The organism is Duganella violaceipulchra, from assembly GCF_019166075.1.
Taxonomy (GTDB): domain Bacteria; phylum Pseudomonadota; class Gammaproteobacteria; order Burkholderiales; family Burkholderiaceae_D; genus Rugamonas; species Rugamonas violaceipulchra.
This window is the reverse complement of the sequence record NZ_JAHTGR010000004.1, coordinates 334556-351871: the sequence shown is the minus strand read 5'-3', so window position 1 is coordinate 351871 and position 17316 is coordinate 334556. Positions and strand designations below refer to the sequence as shown.

Here is a 17316-nt window from a genome sequence, read left to right as displayed (position 1 = left end):
ATGTCCATGCGCATTAGTTCCAAGACGATCTACGACGTCGGCGTAGGGCAGATCAGCAGCCTGCAGACCGCGCTCGCCCGTACTCAGCAGCAGCTCTCGACCGGCCGCAAGAACCTGTCGGCGGCCGACGATCCGATCGCCACCGCGCGCGCGCTGGAAGTGACGCAGTCGCAATCGATCAACACCCAGCTGGTGACCAACCGCTCCAACGCCAAGGGCACGCTGTCGATGGAGACGGTGGCGCTGGCCAGTTCCACGGCGATTTTGCAGGACGTTAAGACGCTGGCGGTCAACGCCGGCGACGGCAGCATGACGCAGAAGGACCGCGACTCGCTGGCGACCGAGCTGGAAGGTCGGCTGGCCGATCTGCTGGGCCAGGCCAACACTGCCGACGGCACCGGCGGCTATGTGTTCTCGGGCTACAAGTCGACTACTTTGCCGTTCACCCAGACCGCCACCGGCGCCGCCTACCAGGGCGACCAGGGCCAGCGCGAATTGCAGGTGGGTTCGACCCGCAAGCTGCCGATCAGCGATTCCGGCTCCTCGGTGTTTGAAAACAATGCGACCGGCAACGGCACGTTTGCCACCCTCGCCGATCCGGCCAACTACACGCGCGGCGGTTCCGGCATCATCAGCGCCGGCTCGGTCAAGGACGCGACCCAGCTGACCGGCCACAAGTACCAGATCGATTTCCAGGTGGTGCCGGCCACGCCGGGCATCCCCAAGGTCACCACCTACACCGTGACCGACCTGACCCTGAACCAGCCGGTGCCCGCGGCGCCGGTGCCGGCCGTGCCGCAGCCCTATGTCAGCGGCCAGAACATCACCTTCGACGGGGTGCAGTTCGACGTCAAGGGCGATCCGGCCGACCTCGATAACTTCACGGTGCAGCCCAGCACCAAGCAATCGATCTTCACCACCGTGTCGGACCTGATCGCCGCCTTGCGCGCGCCCGGTGACGGTCCGGCCGGGCAGGCCAACCTGAACAACAAGCTCAACCAGGCCCACGTGAATATCGACAACGCCACCGATAATTTGTTGTCGATCCAGTCGGAGGTGGGCTCGCGCCTGAAGGAGCTGGACTACCTGGACAGCTCGGGCGACGATTTGAACTTGCAGTACGCCACCACGCTGTCGGACTTGCAGGATGTCGACACGGTCAAGGCGATCTCGCTGTTCACCCAGCAGCAGACCACGCTGGACGCGGCGCAGAAATCGTTCAAGAGCCTGGCGGGGCTCTCGCTGTTCAACTACATCACCTGAAGCCGGCGCCGCCGGCGCGGACGAAAAAAAGCCCCATCAGCCTGAACGCGCTCAAGATCGCGTTCAGTGCCGATGGGGCTTTTTTGCATCCGGGGTCAAGTCTGACATTCGGACACGAGCCCTGCCGTAACACTGCTTACGGCAGGGCTCGTGTCCGAATGTCAGACTTGACCCCCGTGTTATTTGGCTGCCAGGATGCCGCTGGCGGTGCTTTGCTTGCGGAACCAGTCTGGCTCGCCGGCCGAGGCGCTGCCGCTCAGGCTGGTGGTGGCGGCGTCGTAGTGCTTCATCTGCTCGGCCAGCGTGGCGACATTGCCGGCCAGGCTGGATGCCGTCGCCGCCGCCGCCGCTGTCAGCTGGCCGCTGGCGCTGTTGCCGCCGTCCGCCACCCCGGCCTGCTGGCCGTAGCTGTTGATCGCCTGCGTCAGCGCGCTGGTCTGCGCCGCACGGCTGGCCAGGAACCAGACGTCGGCCATCTGGCTCACCGTGCCGTCGGTGCTGGTGTAGCTGGAACGCAAACCGATCCAGTTGTTGTTGTCGAGTTCGCTCACCTTGGCGGCGCCCACCGTCAGGCTGGCGATGCCCAGGCTTGCCAGCGTCTTCAGTTCGTCGCCCTGGCTGACGCCGTCCGCGTTGGCGTCGACCCACACGCGCAGGTCGCCGAACTGGCCATCCTTGCGGTCGACCACGCCGTCGTGGTTGCTGTCGAGGTCGGCCAGCGCGGCGAAGCCGTCACTGGCCTTGCCGCCGCCGCTGCTGTTGGTGGCGGTGCCGAACAGCTCGCTGCCGTCGTTGATCTGGCCGTCGTGGTTGCGGTCCAGCGCGAGCAGGCCGTCGCCCTGGCCAACCCAGCCGGTGTCGAGGCGCTCGCCGTCGGCGTACAGGTCGAACTTGACGCCGGCGTCTATGCCCAGCGTCTTGATGCCGTTGCCGTCCAGGTCGAGGATCAGCGGACTGCCCAGCGGCAGCACCGCCAGTTGGTCTGCCGTCAGCGCCGCATGCTGTTCGGCGGTCAGCGCGCACACCTGGGTCGCGGCCATCGCCGAGATGTCCGCCACGGTCAGGGCGGCGATCTGCTCCAGCGTCAGCGCCTTGACCTGGGTCGCCTTGAGAGAACGCATCTGCGCGGTGGTGAAGGCGGCTACCTGGACCGCGCTGAAGTTGGCGATGGTGCCCGCCGACAGGTTGGACAGCTGCGCGGTCTTGAGCGCGACGATGTCGTTGCCGTCGAGGGAATGGACCTGGTCGGCGTTGAGCGCGTTCAGCGCCGCCACCGACATCGCCGCCACCAGGGTCGGATCGAGCGAGGAGATCTGCGCCGTGGTCAGGCCGGTCGACTGGGTCACGCCGAACGCGGCGATCTGGGCGGTGCGCAGGCTGTTGATCATGTCGATCGACAGGCCGACGATCTGGTCGGAGGTGAAGCCGCTGATCTGGGTCGTCGTGAACGGGCTCAGCGAACCGAGCGCGGCCAGCTGGCCGGTGCTCAGGCCGCGGATCTGCGTCACCGCCAGCGAGGCCAGCGAGCGGGTCGACAGCGCGGCGAACTGGGCGTCGGTGAGCGCGCCGAGCTGGTTGGTCTTGAGCGCGACCAGCTGCGTCGAACTGAGTGCGGCGACCGCGTCGATATTCAGCGCGGCGATCTGGTCGGTGCTCAGCGTGGTCACGTTCAGGCCGCGCGCCTGCTGGGTGTTGAGCGCGCCCAGCTGGTCGGTGGTCAGCAGCGCCATCTGCTTGGCCGACAACGCGGCGATCTGCGCCGAACGCAGCGTGGCGAAGTGGTCGACGTCGATGCCGCCCAGCTGGTCGGTCGTGAGCGCCGCCACCTGGCCGGCGTTGAGCACGCCGAGGGTGCTGAGCATGTTGAGCTGCTGGGTGCTCAGGGCGGCGATGTCGACCGCGCTCAGCGTGGCAATCTGCTGGGTCGCCAGGCTGGCGACCTGGGCCAGCGTCAGCGACGAGAACTGGGCCTTGGTCAGCGCGTTCAGTTGCATGCTGCTGAGGGCGGCGATGTCCTGCCCCTCGATGGCGGCGATCTGGTCGGTGCTCAGGCCGGCCAGCGCGGTCACGCTCAGCGCCCGGGTCTGGGCGGTGCTCAGGCCGACCAGCTGGTCGGTGGTGATCGCTCCCAGCTGGTTCTTGGTCAGCGCGGCGATCTGCGCGGTGCGCAAGGTCAGCATGTGGTCGCCGTTGAGCGAGACCAGCTGGTCGGTGGTCAGCGCGCTGATCTGCAGCGTGCTCAGGCCGGCCAGCGTGGCCAGGCCGTTGAGCTGGTCGGTGGTCAGGGCCTTGGCCTGGGCCGCGCTCAGCGAGGCCACTTCGGCCGTGGTCAGCACGCCGAACTGGTTGACGCTGAGCAGCGAGATCTGCAGGGTGCTCAGCGAGGCGATCTGGCCCGTCCTCAGGCCGGACAGGTCGTCCGCCTCGATGGCGGCGATCTGGTCGCTGTACAGGCCGCGCAGCGCCGTGGTGCTCAGCGCGCGCCACTGGTCCACCGACAGCTGGGCGATCTGGTGGGTGGTGAAGGCGCCCATCTGGGCGCTGCTCAGCGCCGCCATCTGCCTGGTGCTCAGGGCGTCGAGCTGGGCGTCGCTGAGCGCCTGGATGCGGTCGGTGGAGAGGGTCGAGACCTGGCTGGTGTTGAGCGAACCGAGGCCGCCGAGCAGCAGGAACTGGTCCGGCGTCAGGAAGCTCAGCTGGGCGGTCGACAGGGCGGCGATTTGCGCGGTGCTCAGGCTGGTCAGCTGGCTGGTGGTCATGCTGACCAGCTCGTCGGAGGTCAGCGCGCGGATCTGCCCGCTGCGCAGGGCGGCCAGGTCGGCCAGCTCGATCGCGACGAACTGGTCGGTGCTGAGGGTGGCGATGGACTTGGTCGACAGCGCGCGGAACTGCGCCTCCGTCAGCGCGACGATCTGGTCGGTGGTGAGCGCGCGCACCTGGTTGGCGGTCAGGGCGGCGATGGCGCCGCTGGCCAGCGAGCCGATCTGGCCGGTGCTGATGGCGGCGATCTGGTCGGTGGTCAGCGCCAGCAGTTGCGCCGAGCGCAGCGCGGCGATGTCGACCAGCTCGATCGCGGCCACCTGGTCGGTGGTCAGCGCGGCCAGCGTGCGCGTGTTCAGCGCCAGCATGTCGGTGCTGGTCAGCGCGACGATCTGGTCGGTGGTCAGGTTGACGATCTGGGTGTTGCTCAGGGCGGCGATCTGGCCGGTGCGCAGCGCGGCGATCTGCGCCGGCAGCAGGGCGCTGAGCTGGTCGGACGTCAGGGCGCGGATCTGCGCCGTGCTCATGCCGCCGATGCCGGTCAGGTTGACCAGCTGGTCGGTGCTCAGCAGCGCGATCTGGCTGGCCTTGAGCGCCGCCACTTCGCGCGTCGTCAGCGCGCCGACCTGGTCGGTGGTCAGCGCCAGCAGCTGGTCGCTGCTGAGCGCCTGCAGCTGGGCCGTCTTGAGCAGGGTCAGGTCGGCCGCTTCGATGGCGGCGATCTGGTCGGTGCTCAGGCCGGCCAGCGCGGCCACGCTGAGGGCGGCCACCTGGGCGGCGCTGAGCTCGATGATCTGGTCGCTATTCAGCACCGACACTTGCAGCGAGGACAGGGCGCCGATCTGGCGCGTGCTCAGCAGGTCGATGTCGAGCAGCGACAGGTTGGCCATGCGGGTGGTCGAGATGGCGGCGATCTGCAGGGTCGAATAATCGGCCAGGTTGCCCAGCGAGCCGGCCTGGGCGTTGCTCAGCACCGCCAGCTGGGCCGCCGTGAAGGCGGCGATGGAGGCCTGGCTGAGCGCGTGCAGCTGGTCGGTGGTGAGCGCCTGCATCTGGTCGGTGGTCAGCGCGTGCAGCTGGCTGGTGCTCAGGGCGGCGAAGTCCAGCGCCTCGATGGCGTCGATCTGGTCGGTGTTGAGCGAGGCCAGCAGGCCGGCGCTGAGCGCGCGGATCTGGCCGGTCGAGAGGGCGATGATCTGGTCGCTGTTCAGGCCGGTCGCCTGGCGGCTGCCCAGCGCCGCCAGCTGGCCGGTGCTCAGCGTGGTGAAGCGCGGCGCGCTCAGCGTGAGCAGCTGGTCGGTGTTCAGGGCCGCGACCTGCAGGGTGGTCAGCGCGTTCAGGTTGGTGAGCGCGGCGATCTGGTCGCTGTTCAGGAAGCTCAGCTGGCGGGTGGTCAGGGCGGCGATTTCGCTGTTGACCAGATTGTCGTACTGCGGCAGGGTCAGCGCGCCCAGCTGGTCGCTGGTGAGCGCCGCCATCTGCTGCGTGGCCAGCGCGGCCAGGTCGGCGCCGGTCAGCGCCTGGATCTGGTCGGTGCTCAGCGCGGCGATGATGGCGGTCGACAGCGAGCGCACCTGGCCGCTGGTGAGCGCCGGGATCTGGTCGCTGGTCAGGTAGCGGATCTGGGCGGTGTTGAACGCGGCGATCTGGGCCGTCTTGAGGGCGGCCACCTGGGCCGGCGTCAGCGCGATGATCTGGTCGCTCGACAGGCCGCTGATCTGGCGCGTGCCGAGGCCGGCCAGGCTGCCCAGCGCGGCGAACTGGTCGGTGGTGAGCACGCCCAGCTGGCGGGTGGTCAGCGCGGCGATTTCCTGCGAGGTGAAGGCGCCCAGCTGGGCCAGGGTCAGCGCGGCGATCTGGCGGGTCGACAGCGAGGCGATCTGGTCGGTGCGCAGCGCGGCGATGTCGGCCAGCTCGATCGCGACCAGCTGGTCGGTGGTGAGCGCGTTCAGGCTGGCCGAACCCAGGCCGCGGATCTGCCGGGTGTCCAGCGCGACGATCTGGTCGGTGGTGAGCGCCTGCAGCTGTAGGCTGGCCAGCGCGTTGAGCTGGCGGGTGCTCAGGGTGCCGATCTGGGCCAGGCCCAGGCTGGCGAGCTGGGCGCTGGTGAGCGCCTGCAGCTGGCCGGTGGTCAGCGGCGCCAGCGAGGCCAGGCTGTCGATCTGGGCCAGCAGCAGGCCGGCGACCTGGGCCGAGGTCAGGCTGGACAGGGTGCGGGTGCTGAGCGCGGCGAACTGGCCGGCCGTCAGCGCGGCCAGCTGGTCGCTCGACAGCGCGGTGATCTGGCCGGTGCCCAGCGCGGCCACATCGACCACCTCGATCGCGGCGATCTGGTCGGTCGACAGCGCGGCCAGCGTGGCGGCGTTCAGGCTGCGCACCTGGGCCGTGCTCAGCGCGACGATCTCGTCGGTGGTGAGCGCGCCCACTTGCAGGCTGGTCAGGCCGGCGATCTGGCTGGTTTTGAGCGTGGCGATCTTGGCCAGCGCCAGGCTGGCGATCTGCAGCGTGGTGAGGGCGGCGATCTGCGTGCTGGTCAGCGGCGCCAGCGTGGCGAAGCTGGCCACCTGGTCGGTCGACAGGGCGGCGATCTGCAGCGTGGTCAGGCTGGCGATGTCGCGCGTGCTGAACGCGCCGAACTGGCCCGGCGTCAGCACGCTGAGCTGGGTGGTGGTCAGCGCGCGCACCTGGCCGGTCGACAGCGCCTGCAGGTCGACCAGCTCGATGGCCGGCACCTGGTCGGAGCTCAGCGCGGCGATCTGGTCGCTATTGAACGCGCGGAACTGCGCGGTGCTCAGCGCGACGATTTCATCGGTGGTCAGCGCCTGGATCTGGTCGGTGGTCATCGAGGCGATCTGGCGCGTGGTCAGGCTGGCCAGGATGGACAGCGGCAGCGAGGCGATCTGGCTGGTGGTGAGGGCGGCGATGGCGGCGGTCGAGAAGCTGGCCAGCGAACTGAGCGCGCCGAGCTGGTCGCTGGTCAGCGCCGCTTTCTGGTCGGAGCTGAGGGCGGCGATTTCCTGCGTGCTCAGGGCGGTGATCTGGTTGGTGCGCAGCGCCACGATCTGGTCGGTGGTCAGGTTGACCAGTTGCGCCGTGGTCAGCGAACTCAGCTCGGCGTTCGTCAGCGCGGCGATCTGGGCGGTGGACAGCGCCGCCATGTCGGCGGCGGCGATGCCGCGCAGCTGGGCCGGCAGCATGCCGGCGATCTGGTCGCTGGTGAGCGAGAGCAGCTGGTCGGTGTTGAGCGCGTGGATCTGTTTGGAACTGAGGGCGCGCAGGTCGGCCAGGTTCAGCGTCGACAGCTGGTCGGTGCTGAAGCCCGCCAGCTGGCGCGTGGTGAAGGCGGCCAGCGTGGCCAGGGCGTCGATCTGGCCGCTGCTCAGGCTGGCGATCTGGGCCAGCGTCAGGGCGGCGATTTCGCCGGTGCTCAGCACCCGCAGCTGTTGCGTGCTCAGCGCGGCCAGCTGGTCGGTGCTCAGGGCCGCGATCTGGCGCGTGCTCATCGACACCAGGTCGCTGTTGCGCAGCGCGGCGATGCGGTCCGTGCCGAGCGCGGCGATGGCGTCGGTGCTCAGCGCGCGCACCTGCTCGGTCGACATCGCCAACACCTGGTCGCTGCTGATGGCGGCGGCCTGGATGTTGCTGAAGGCGGCCAGCTGGCTGGTCAGCAGGGAGGCGAAGTCGGTGGTCGACATCTGCGCGATCTGGTCGGTGGTCAGGCCGGCGATCTGTTTGGTGACCAGCGGGCCCAGCGTCGACAGCGCGGCCAGCTGTGCGCTGTTCAGCACCGACAGCTGGTCCGAGGTCAGCGCGCGGATTTCGCTGGTGGTGAAGGCGGCCAGCTGGTCGGTGGTCAGCGCCACCACCTGGTTGGTGCTCAGCTGGGCGATCTGCGAGGTGCGCAGCGCGCGGATGTCGCGCGTTTCGATGGCGGCGATGGCATCGGTCGACAGCGCGCTCATGGCGCCGGTGCTCAACGCCGCCAGCTGGGCCGAGTTGAGCGCGATGATCTGGTCGGTGGTCAGCGCCTGCAGCTGGTCGCTGGTGAAGGCGGTGAACTGGCGGGTGGTCAGGCTGGTCAGGTCGGGCAGCGTGATGGCGCCGATCTGGGCGGTGGTGAGGGCGCGGATCTGGCGCGTGGTCAGCGCCGTCAGGAAGCGCAGCGCGTCGACCTGGGCGCTGCTCAGCACGGCCACCTGGTCGGTGGTCAGCGCCGCGGTGTCGGCCGAGTTCAGCGCGACGATCTGGTCGGTGTTGAGCGCCACGATCTGGGCCGTGCCCAGCTTGCTGACTTGCTGGCTGTCGAGGCCGGCGATGTCGCGGGTCTCGATCGCGCCGACCTGGTCGGTGCTGAGGGCGGCGATCGCGGCCGAGCTCAGGCCGCGGAACTGGGCGGCGCTCAGCGCGACGATCTGGTCGGTGGTCAGCGACTGGATCTGGTCCGAGTTCAGCGCCCGCAGCTGGCTGCTGGCCAGGGTCGCCAGGTTGTGGGTGGACAGGGAGCTCAGCTGCGCGGTGGTGAAGGAGCTGATCTGGCGGCTCGACAGGCCCGCCAGCGTCGACAGCGCGTTCAGCTGGTCGGTGGTCAGCACGCTGATCTGGTCGGTGCTGAGGGCGCCGATGGCGCTGCTGGTGAGCGCGGCGAACTGGTCGCTGCCCAGCACCACCAGCTGCTCGGTCGCCAGGCGGGCGATCTGCGCCGAGCGCAGCGCGGCGATGTCGCGCGTTTCGATCTGGCCGATCTGGGTGCTGGTGAGCTCGTTGAGCATGGCGCTGCTCATGGCGCTGTACTGGGCCGCCGTCAGCGCGATGATCTGGTCGCTGCTCAGCGCCTGCACCTGGTCGAGCGTGAGCGCCGCCAGCTGCACGCTGCTGAGGCTGACGATGGCGCGGCTCTGCAGCCCGGCGATCTGGTCGGTGGTCAGCGCCTGGATTTGCAGCGTGCGCAGCGGCACGATGGTGCGCAGCGCGTTGATCTGGTCGGTGCTCAGCGCGGCCAGCTGCTCGGGCAGCAGGGCGGCTTCGTCGTCGGTGCTGAGGGCGCCGATCTGGTCGCTATTGAGCGCCACCAGCTGGTCGCTGCTGAGGACGCGGACCTGGGCCGGGGTCAGGGCGCGGATGTCGCGCGTCTCGATCGCCAGCATCTGGTCGGTGGTCAGCGCGCTGAGCGCATCGCTGGTCAGCGCGGCCACCTGGGCGGTCGCCAAAGCAATGATCTGGTCGCTGTTCAGGGCCTGCACCTGGGCGGCGGTCAGCGCCGCCAGTTGCGCGCTGCCGAGCACGGCGATGGTGTGGGTGGTCAGCGAGCTCAGCTGTTCGGTGGTCAGCGCCGCGATCTGGGCCGAACCGAAGGCGGCCAGCGAGCTCAGCGCGTTGAGCTGGTCGGTGCTCAGCACCGGCAGCTGGTCGGTGGTCAGCGCCGCGATTTCATTGCTGCGCAGCGCATGCATCTGGTCGGTGCTCAGGCCGGCCAGCTGCAGCGCGCTGAGGACGCCGACCTGGCTGCTGCTCAGCCAGACCAGGTCGCGGGTTTCCAGCGCGGCGATCTGGTCGCTGCTGAGCAGGGCCAGCGAGGCGGTCGACAAATTGCTCAGTTGCACAGAGTTCAGCGCGACGACCTGGTCGGTGGTGATGGCGGCCAGCTGGTCCACGGTCAGGGCGTTGAGCTGGCCGGTGGTCAGTTGCGCCAGCTGGGCGGTGGCCAGCGTCAGGATGTGGTCGGTGGCGATGGCTTGCACGGCGCTGGTGCTGACCGAGCGCAGTTGCTGGGTGGTCAGGGAAGCGAGCTGGTCGGTTGTCAGGCTGGCGACCTGGTCGGAGCCCAGCGCGCCCAGCTGGGCGGTCGACAGCGCGTGCAGGTCGATCGTTTCCAGCGCGGCGACCTGGTCCGAGTTCAGCCGGTTGAGCTGGACGCTGGTCAGCGCCTGCATTTCGCCCGAGCTGAGGGCGACCAGCTGGTCGGTGCTGAGGGCGCTGATCAGGTCGGTGTTGAGCGCGGCCATTTGCACCTGGGTCAGCAGCGGGACGTTGTCGGTGCTCAGGCCGGGCAGGGCGTCGGTGCTCAGGTAGTTCAGTTGCTCGGTGGTGATGGCGCGCACCTGGGCCGAACTCATGACGCCGAGCTGTTCGGAGTTGAGCGCCTGCATGTCTTCGGTCGTGAACAGGCCGATCTGGGCAACCGTGAGGCTGACGATCTGGTCGGTTGTGAAGCTCGTAACGATCGAAGTCATTGCATTGTTCTCCCGGGGAGCTTCCATGATACGCCCATAATTGCCTCATGGAAACCAAAAATCGCTGGTTGGCTATTGAATTTCGCTATGGGCGCGGCCCCGGAGGCCGAACCGGCAAGTTTGCCGGTTTGACCGCGTCAGGGCGCTGCGACCAGGTGCGCGGCATCAGCCGCGCGCGTTCCACGCCTTCCAAAAACAGGTTTTGCACGGGCGTCGCCAGGTACGGGAGCGTCATGGCGATGACCAGCAAACCTACACCTAAAGTAATCGGAAACCCGATGCCAAACAAATTCAGTTGCGGCGCCGCGCGTGTCAGGATGCCCAGCGCGACGTTGGTAATCAGTAAAGCGGCAACGATGGGCAGCGACAGCTGCACACCGGTGCTGAAAATCTTGCCGCCCCAGTCGGCCAGCTGCTTGAAGCCGCCGCCGTAGACCGGCGAGGCCGACACCGGCAGCGTGTAAAAACTTTCCACCAGCACCGACAGCAGCACCAGGTGGGCGTTCACCGCCAGGAACGTCATGGTCGCCACCAGCGCCAGGAACTGGCTGATCGCCGACGAGCGGCCCTGGGTGTTGGGGTCGAAAAACGTCGCGAACCCCAGGCCCATGGTCAAACTGGAGATTTCTCCCGCCATCTCCACCGCGGCAAACACGATGCGGATGCTAAAGCCCATCGCCAGCCCGATCAGCATTTCCTGCGCCAGGATCAGCAGCCCGGCCAGCGACATCGGGTCCGAGCCCGGCAGCACCGGCACGGCCGGCGCCACCACCATGGCCAGCAGCACGCCCAGGCTGACCTTGACCGTGGCCGGCACGCTGGAATTGCCGAACAGCGGAGACGCCGCCAGCAGACCCAGGATGCGCGTCAACGGCCATAGCAAACCGGCGATCCACAGATTGATATCGGCAGTGGAGAACGAAATCATGAGGCGTTTTCCCTATTTATTTCCACCGAGCATCAACCTTCTTATTTTAAGTCAACTTCTTATTGAATCGTAAATTGTTACATCTTGGCAAAAACCTAGCCGACCAGGCCGGGTATGCCGCCGAACACTTCGCGCATATAGTCGAGCATGACCGACAGCATCCACGGCCCGGCCACCACCAGCGCCACGAAGATGCCGACCAGCTTGGGGATGAAGGACAGCGTCGCCTCGTTGATCTGGGTGGCGGCCTGGAAGATGCTGACCACCAGGCCGATGATCAGCGCCACCAGCAGCATCGGCGCGGCGATCATCAAGGTCACCTCCATCGCGTGGCGGCCCATCGTCATCACACTTTCCGGTGTCATGGCCGTCTCCTAGTAAAAACTCTGGGCCAGCGAACCGAGCAAGAGTTGCCATCCGTCCACCAGCACGAACAGCATCAGCTTGAACGGCAGCGAGATCACGGCCGGCGACATCATCATCATCCCCATCGACATCAGTACAGAGGCGACCACCATGTCGATAATCAGAAATGGAATAAAGATGGCGAAGCCGATCTGGAACGCGGTTTTCAGTTCGCTGGTGACGAAAGCGGGCACCAGGATGCGTAGCGGCACGTCTTCCGGCCCCTGCAGCGCAGGGCTGCGCGACAATTTGACGAACAAGGCCAGGTCGGCCTGGCGGGTTTGCTTCATCATGAAAGTTTTTAATGGGGCGGCGCCCTTGTCCATGGCCGCGCTCATGTTGATCTTGTTTTCCTGCAGCGGCAGGTAGGCCTCGGTGTAAATCTTGTCGAAAGTGGGGCCCATGACGAACAGGGTCAGGAACAGCGCCAGCCCGACCATCACCTGGTTGGGCGGCGCCGACTGCGTGCCCAGCGCCTGGCGCAGCAGCGACAGCACGATGATGATGCGGGTGAAACTGGTCATCAACAACAGCGCCGCCGGGATGAAGGTCAGCGCCGTCATCAGCAGCATGGTCTGGATCGGTAGCGTGTAGCTGGTGCCGCCGCCCGGCGCCGGCGCGGCGTTGAAGGCCGGGATGCCGATGCTGGAATCGGCGCCGGCCGCGAGCGGCAGCGCCAGCGCGGCCAGCATCAACAGGGATTTGACGGCCGTAGCCTGGGTGTAGCCGGCCTGCTTATTTGCCATTGCGCTTGTCTATCGTTTGTTTGAACCATTCGGCGAAGTTGGCGGTCGGCAGTGCGGCGGTGGTGGCCGCGTCGCTGCTTTCCTGGCGCGGCATGGTGGCCAGCGCGTTCATGCGGCCCGGCGAGGCGCCGACCACGATCCATTGTTCGCCCACTTCCACCACCAGGATGCGCTCGCGCGCACCGACGCTGAGCGCGCCGACCAGCTTGACGTTGCTGTTGCCGCCGCCAAAGTTCTTGGGGCCGTAGCGCTTCAGGAACCAGGCCAGGCCGACCAGCAGGGCCAGCACGAACATCAGCGCCAAGGTGGTCTGCAGCAGGCCGCCGCCGGCCGAGGCGGCCGACGCTTGCGGGGTGGGGATGGTCATCGCCAGCGGACCGGGGGCGGGTGTGGCAGCCGTGGCCGCCGGCGCCGCAGTAGCCGCCGGGGCCGGCGACGCCGTCGCGGGCGCGTCAGCCGGGGTGCCGGCCGGTGCGGCGGCCGCATGCTGGCCGCCGATGGTGCCCGACACGCTGCGCTGGGCCATTGCAGGCGCGGCGGCCAAGGCCGCCGCGAGGATCAGAGCTGAGGTCAGTCGCTGTGTCATTTATTGAGTTTTCGGATACGTTCGGACGGCGTGATGATGTCGGTCAGGCGGATACCGAACTTGTCGTTCACCACCACCACCTCGCCCTGGGCGATCAGGCAGCCGTTGACCAGCACGTCCATCGGCTCGCCGGCCAGGCCGTCGAGCTCGACCACCGAGCCCTGCGCCAATTGCAGCAGGTTCTTGATGGCGATCTTGGTGCGGCCCAGTTCGACCGTCAGCTGGACCGGGATATCGAGGATGAAGTCGATATCGTTATGGGTTTCGGTCTTGCTCGGCGTGCTGGAAAAATCCGTGAACACGGCGGCGCTGGCCGCCTGCGACTGCTGCTTCTCCAACGCGGCCGCTTCCGCCTGGGCTTGCTCGGCAATGGCCGCGCCCCACGGATCATCGTCCATCGTATCGTCTTGATTATCCGACATGCTTCTCTCCTGTATTGCGGTCGCCGGCAGCGGTTGCGCCGGTGTTATTTGATGTTATCGGCATTGGCCAGCAATTTCTCCACCTTGAGCGCGTATTGTCCGTTCATCACGCCGTAGCTGCAATCCATGACCGGCACGCCGTCGACCGTGGCCGACAGCAGTTCCGGGATGGTCAGCGGGATGATGTCGCCCACGCGCATATTGAGGATCTCGTCGAAATTGACCTTGGCCGTGCCCAGCGAGGCGACGATCTCCACCTCGGCGATCTGGATCTGCTGCGTCATCAGGCGGATCCAGCGCTTGTCCACTTCCAGCGCCTCGCCCTGCAGGCTGGACGTCAGCGAATCGCGGATCGGCTCGATCATCGAGTACGGCATGCAGAAGTGGATCTGGCCCGACACCGAGCCGAGCTCCACCGTGAAGGTGGACGCCACCACCACCTCGTTCGGGGTGGCGATGTTGGCGAACTGGGTATTCATTTCCGAGCGGATGTACTCGAACTCGACCGGATACACCGGTTCCCACGACTTGGTGTAGGCCTCGAACACGATGTCGAGGATGCGCAGGATGATGCGCTGCTCGGTCTGGGTGAAGTCGCGGCCCTCGACGCGGGTGTGGAAGCGGCCGTCGCCGCCGAACAGATTGTCCACCAGCAGGAACACCAGGCCCGGATCGAACACCATCAGCGCGGTGCCGCGCAGCGGCTTCATGTGCACCAGGTTGAGGTTGGTCGGCACCACCAGGTTGCGGATGAACTCGGAATACTTGGAGACCCGCACCGAACCGACCGAGACCTCGGCGCTGCGGCGCAGGAAGTTGAACAGGCCGACCCGCAACAGGCGGGCGAAGCGCTCGTTGATAATCTCCAGCGTCGGCATGCGCCCACGGACGATACGTTCCTGGGTGGCCAGGTTATACGTTCGTACTCCCGCGACATCTTCCGTCGCCTGGACGTCGTCCTGGTCGCCGTTGACGCCCTTGAGCAGGGCATCGACTTCTTCCTGGGAGAGAAAATTATCAGCCATGACGATCTACTTACTGAATGATGAACGAGGTGAACAGCACATCTTCGATGTCCTGCGGCGCGCCGCGGTCTTCGAAGGGTTCCTTGAGCTGGCCGATGATTTCCTTGGCCAGCTGGACCTTGCCTTCCGGCGTATTGATGTCCATGGCGCGCTTGCTCGACAGCAGCAGCAGCATGCGGCTGCGCACCTTGGCCATATTGTTCTTGACGTTCTCCTTCTCTTCCAGCCCGCCCACTTCCAGCGTGAAGGCGATTTGCAGATACTGGTCGCCGCCGTTGTCGCCCGGCTGCAGGTTGACCGTGAACGGCTCGACCGGCACGTATTCGGGCGGACCGGCCTTGGCCTTCTTGGCGTTCTTGCCCTTGCTCTTGACCGGCGCTTCCTCCTCGCCGGCGTCGGCCTTGCCATGCAAGAAGAACCAGGCCGCACCACCGCCAGCCGCGCCCAGGACCAGGACCACCGCCAGGATGATGATGATCAGTTTTTTGCTGCCGCCGCCGCTGGGGGCTGCTTCAACTTTCTGATCGGCTTTCATTTTTGGGTTCGCTTTCAAAATTGCCCTTGCACGGTGCGGAAGTGGATCATGACGCCATTATGTCATTATCGGTTGGGACTGCGGCAGTGCATACGTCGAAAAGAAGGGCGATCCGGGCGCTGCTTGAGGTTTCCGTAGTGAAACAAACAACAAAACCGGGAGGCGCGGTGGCCGATCCCGGTTGTCGTCGCGGCCGCGGCGGGATCAGGCGAAGGTGTCGACCGCGCCGGCCGGCACGCGGCGCGCCGGCGGGGCGCTGCGCGGCACGTCGATGCCGCCGCCGTCGCCACCGAAGCTGGCGCCGGAACGGTTGCCGCCACCCTGGCCGCCGCTCTGGGCCGAGCTGGCTTGCTGGTTAAAACCGTTGTTCTGGTTGGACATGCCGGCCGAGACGGTGGCGTTGCCCAGCTGGATGCCGGCCTCGCTCATCATTTCGCGCAGCTTGGGCATGGCCGCTTCCAGCGCCTGACGCACTTCCGGCTGGGCCGAGCTGAAGGCGGCGGTGGCCTGGTCCTTGTTGATGCTCAGCACCACTTGCAGCGGGCCGAGGTCGGGCGGATTCAATTCCATGGTGGCGCTCTGCTCGCCGCCGGCCGCCATGAAGATGATCTTCTGCCCCAGTTGCTGATCCCAGGCCTGGGTGCCGACGCGGCTGCTGAGTTTGTCCGTCGGCACGGCGCTGACGGCGGTCTTGGCCGCTTCCAGCGCCGATTGCGCGCTCGGCGCGATGGTGATGGCGGGGGCGGTTTCCTTGAGCACCGGCGCCGCTTCGGTCGGCTGTGTGGTCTTGCCGTTGAACACGGCTTGCAGCGGCTCGGACTGGCGCGGCGTGGCGCGCGCCACCTGCTCGGCCTGCTCCGTGCCGGGGCCGGCCTTGATCGGGGCGGCCGGTTCGGCCGGGGCGGCCGGCGCGGCGTCGGTGGTGTCGGCCAGGGTGTCGACGACCGGGCCGTCGGGGATGGCGCTGACCGGTTTGCTGTCGGCCGCCACCGGCTTGGCCGGGGCAGGGCTGGCGGCAACGACGGTGGCGGCGGCCGTGGTGCTGGCGGCGGCGGCGGCCTTGGCGGCTGCCGCTGCGGCGTCGGCGGCGGCATCGGCGCTGCTTTGGACGGTCGAGCCGGCCTTCGTCAGGGCGGCCTTGAAATCGGCGGCCGCGTCGCTGTCGGCGCCGCCCTGGGCGGTTTTCGACGTATCGGTGGCCAGCGTGGCGGCGGCCTGCGCTGCGGTGGCGGGCAGGGCGGCGGCGGCGTTGTCGCTCACCGCGGTGCTGGCCTCGTCGCTGGCGGCGCCTGCGGCGGCGGCCGAGGTCAGCGCGGCGGCGGCCGATGCGGCGGCGGCGGCGGCAGCGGCCTGGGCGGCCAGGTCGGCGGCGCTCACGGCGCCGGCGGCGACGGTCGCGGCGGCGTTGGCTGTTGCGCTGTCGGCTGCGCTCGCGACCGGCGCGGCCACCGGCGCTGCCGGCTGGTTGAAGGCGGCCACCAGGGCCAGCATGTCGGCCACCGGATCGGCCTGGGCGGCGGCCTGGGCGTCGCTGGCGGCGCTATCGGCGCTGTCGTCGGCGCTGGCGCTGCTGTCCTTGGCGGGGCTCTTGGCCGGCGCCGGCGCGGCGGGCGCGGCCTGGGTGTCGTTCCTGGCGGCGGCCTGGTTGTTGTCGGCCGCGTCGGCCTGCTGGTTTTGAGGCTGGGCCGGCTTGGCCTGCTCCGCCTGCTTGGGCGCGGACGGGCGCGACGCGGCCGGGCGCTCGGGCGCCTTGGCGCCGAGCTTGGGGCTGGCGTTGGCGCCGCCGGCGTTGGCCTGGCGCTGGTCCATTTCGCGCGACAGCGCGCGCTGGAAGGTGTTGTCGGCGCCGCCGGCATTCAGATTCAGGTTCACCTTGGGCGCCGCCACTGCGTTGGCGTTCAGGGTAGGAATTTGGAGATTCTGGGTTTGCATGATCGCGCCGTGTCGGTTGGTTGCGTCTAAATGGGTCAGCGTTTGTAGTAGGCCTGCCGTGCTGCGTGTTCGTCCATCTGTTTCTGGTCGCGCTTGTTTTCCAGCTTGAGCGCTTCGGCCGCCGCCCGGTCGTTCAGGGTGGCGTAGGACATGCGCTTGCGTTCGCTGGCCTGCCACGCGGCCTTTTCCTGCTCGCCGCGGTATTCCGCGTGCTTGATCATGTCCAGCTGGCCCTTGACCGCCACCTCCAGCTTTTCCATGAAGGCCTGGAAATTGCGGTAAGCCATGGGCGTGATGCCGGCCGCCTGCGCCGCCTCGAAACGTTTCGCATACTCGTCGCGGTAGCCGACCAGCATCTGGTGCTTTTGCCTGGCCTCGTCGATGGCCTTGAGCGCCGTGCCCAGCCGCTTGGCGGCATCGTCGGACTCCCGGCGCGCCAGGTCCATCAGTGTTTCAAGTTGCGCTTTGGAAGCCATGATGGATC

Annotated in this window: 11 protein-coding genes; 1 reads left to right on the top strand and 10 read right to left on the bottom strand. The window is 67.5% G+C overall.

Annotated features, from left to right (window positions below):
- A complete protein-coding gene (gene flgL / locus KVP70_RS10065) occupies window positions 1–1263 on the top strand; it encodes a flagellar hook-associated protein FlgL (RefSeq protein WP_217942025.1) in 1263 nt (420 codons plus the stop codon).
- A 179-nt stretch (window positions 1264–1442) separates the two neighbouring features.
- On the opposite strand, the gene KVP70_RS10060 is transcribed toward flgL, so the two are convergent.
- From KVP70_RS10060 to fliJ, 10 genes are all read right to left on the bottom strand, one after another.
- Window positions 1443–10253: an SPM autocatalytic domain-containing protein gene (locus tag KVP70_RS10060; RefSeq protein WP_217942024.1), complete on the bottom strand. Its 8811-nt coding sequence runs from the start codon at window positions 10251–10253 to the stop codon at window positions 1443–1445.
- An 85-nt stretch (window positions 10254–10338) separates the two neighbouring features.
- On the bottom strand, window positions 10339–11181 hold the full coding sequence (fliR, locus tag KVP70_RS10055; RefSeq protein WP_217942023.1) for a flagellar biosynthetic protein FliR: 843 nt from the start codon (window positions 11179–11181) through the stop codon (window positions 10339–10341).
- A gap of 95 nt (window positions 11182–11276) precedes the next feature.
- A complete protein-coding gene (gene fliQ / locus KVP70_RS10050; RefSeq protein ID WP_008451355.1) occupies window positions 11277–11546 on the bottom strand; it encodes a flagellar biosynthesis protein FliQ in 270 nt (89 codons plus the stop codon).
- Between the two features lie 9 nt (window positions 11547–11555).
- Window positions 11556–12332 (bottom strand): flagellar type III secretion system pore protein FliP, encoded by a 777-nt coding sequence (gene fliP / locus KVP70_RS10045; protein ID WP_217942022.1) that lies wholly within the window; start codon window positions 12330–12332, stop codon window positions 11556–11558.
- Complete coding sequence (gene fliO / locus KVP70_RS10040) at window positions 12322–12918, bottom strand: flagellar biosynthetic protein FliO (RefSeq protein WP_229224719.1); 597 nt, start codon at window positions 12916–12918, stop codon at window positions 12322–12324. The genes fliP and fliO overlap by 11 nt, the downstream gene beginning before the upstream one ends.
- Window positions 12915–13340 (bottom strand): flagellar motor switch protein FliN, encoded by a 426-nt coding sequence (gene fliN / locus KVP70_RS10035; RefSeq protein ID WP_026334169.1) that lies wholly within the window; start codon window positions 13338–13340, stop codon window positions 12915–12917. The genes fliO and fliN overlap by 4 nt, the downstream gene beginning before the upstream one ends.
- Before the next feature lie 44 nt (window positions 13341–13384).
- A complete protein-coding gene (fliM, locus tag KVP70_RS10030; RefSeq protein WP_020701620.1) occupies window positions 13385–14365 on the bottom strand; it encodes a flagellar motor switch protein FliM in 981 nt (326 codons plus the stop codon).
- 10 nt (window positions 14366–14375) lie between these two features.
- Window positions 14376–14900: a flagellar basal body-associated protein FliL gene (gene fliL / locus KVP70_RS10025; RefSeq protein ID WP_217942021.1), complete on the bottom strand. Its 525-nt coding sequence runs from the start codon at window positions 14898–14900 to the stop codon at window positions 14376–14378.
- 204 nt (window positions 14901–15104) lie between these two features.
- Window positions 15105–16832 carry a flagellar hook-length control protein FliK gene (locus tag KVP70_RS34850; RefSeq protein ID WP_217942020.1) on the bottom strand — a complete coding sequence of 576 codons (1728 nt, stop codon included), beginning with the start codon at window positions 16830–16832 and terminating at the stop codon, window positions 15105–15107.
- A gap of 35 nt (window positions 16833–16867) precedes the next feature.
- A complete protein-coding gene (fliJ, locus tag KVP70_RS10015; RefSeq protein ID WP_217942019.1) occupies window positions 16868–17308 on the bottom strand; it encodes a flagellar export protein FliJ in 441 nt (146 codons plus the stop codon).
- Between the last annotated feature and the right edge of the window lie 8 nt (window positions 17309–17316).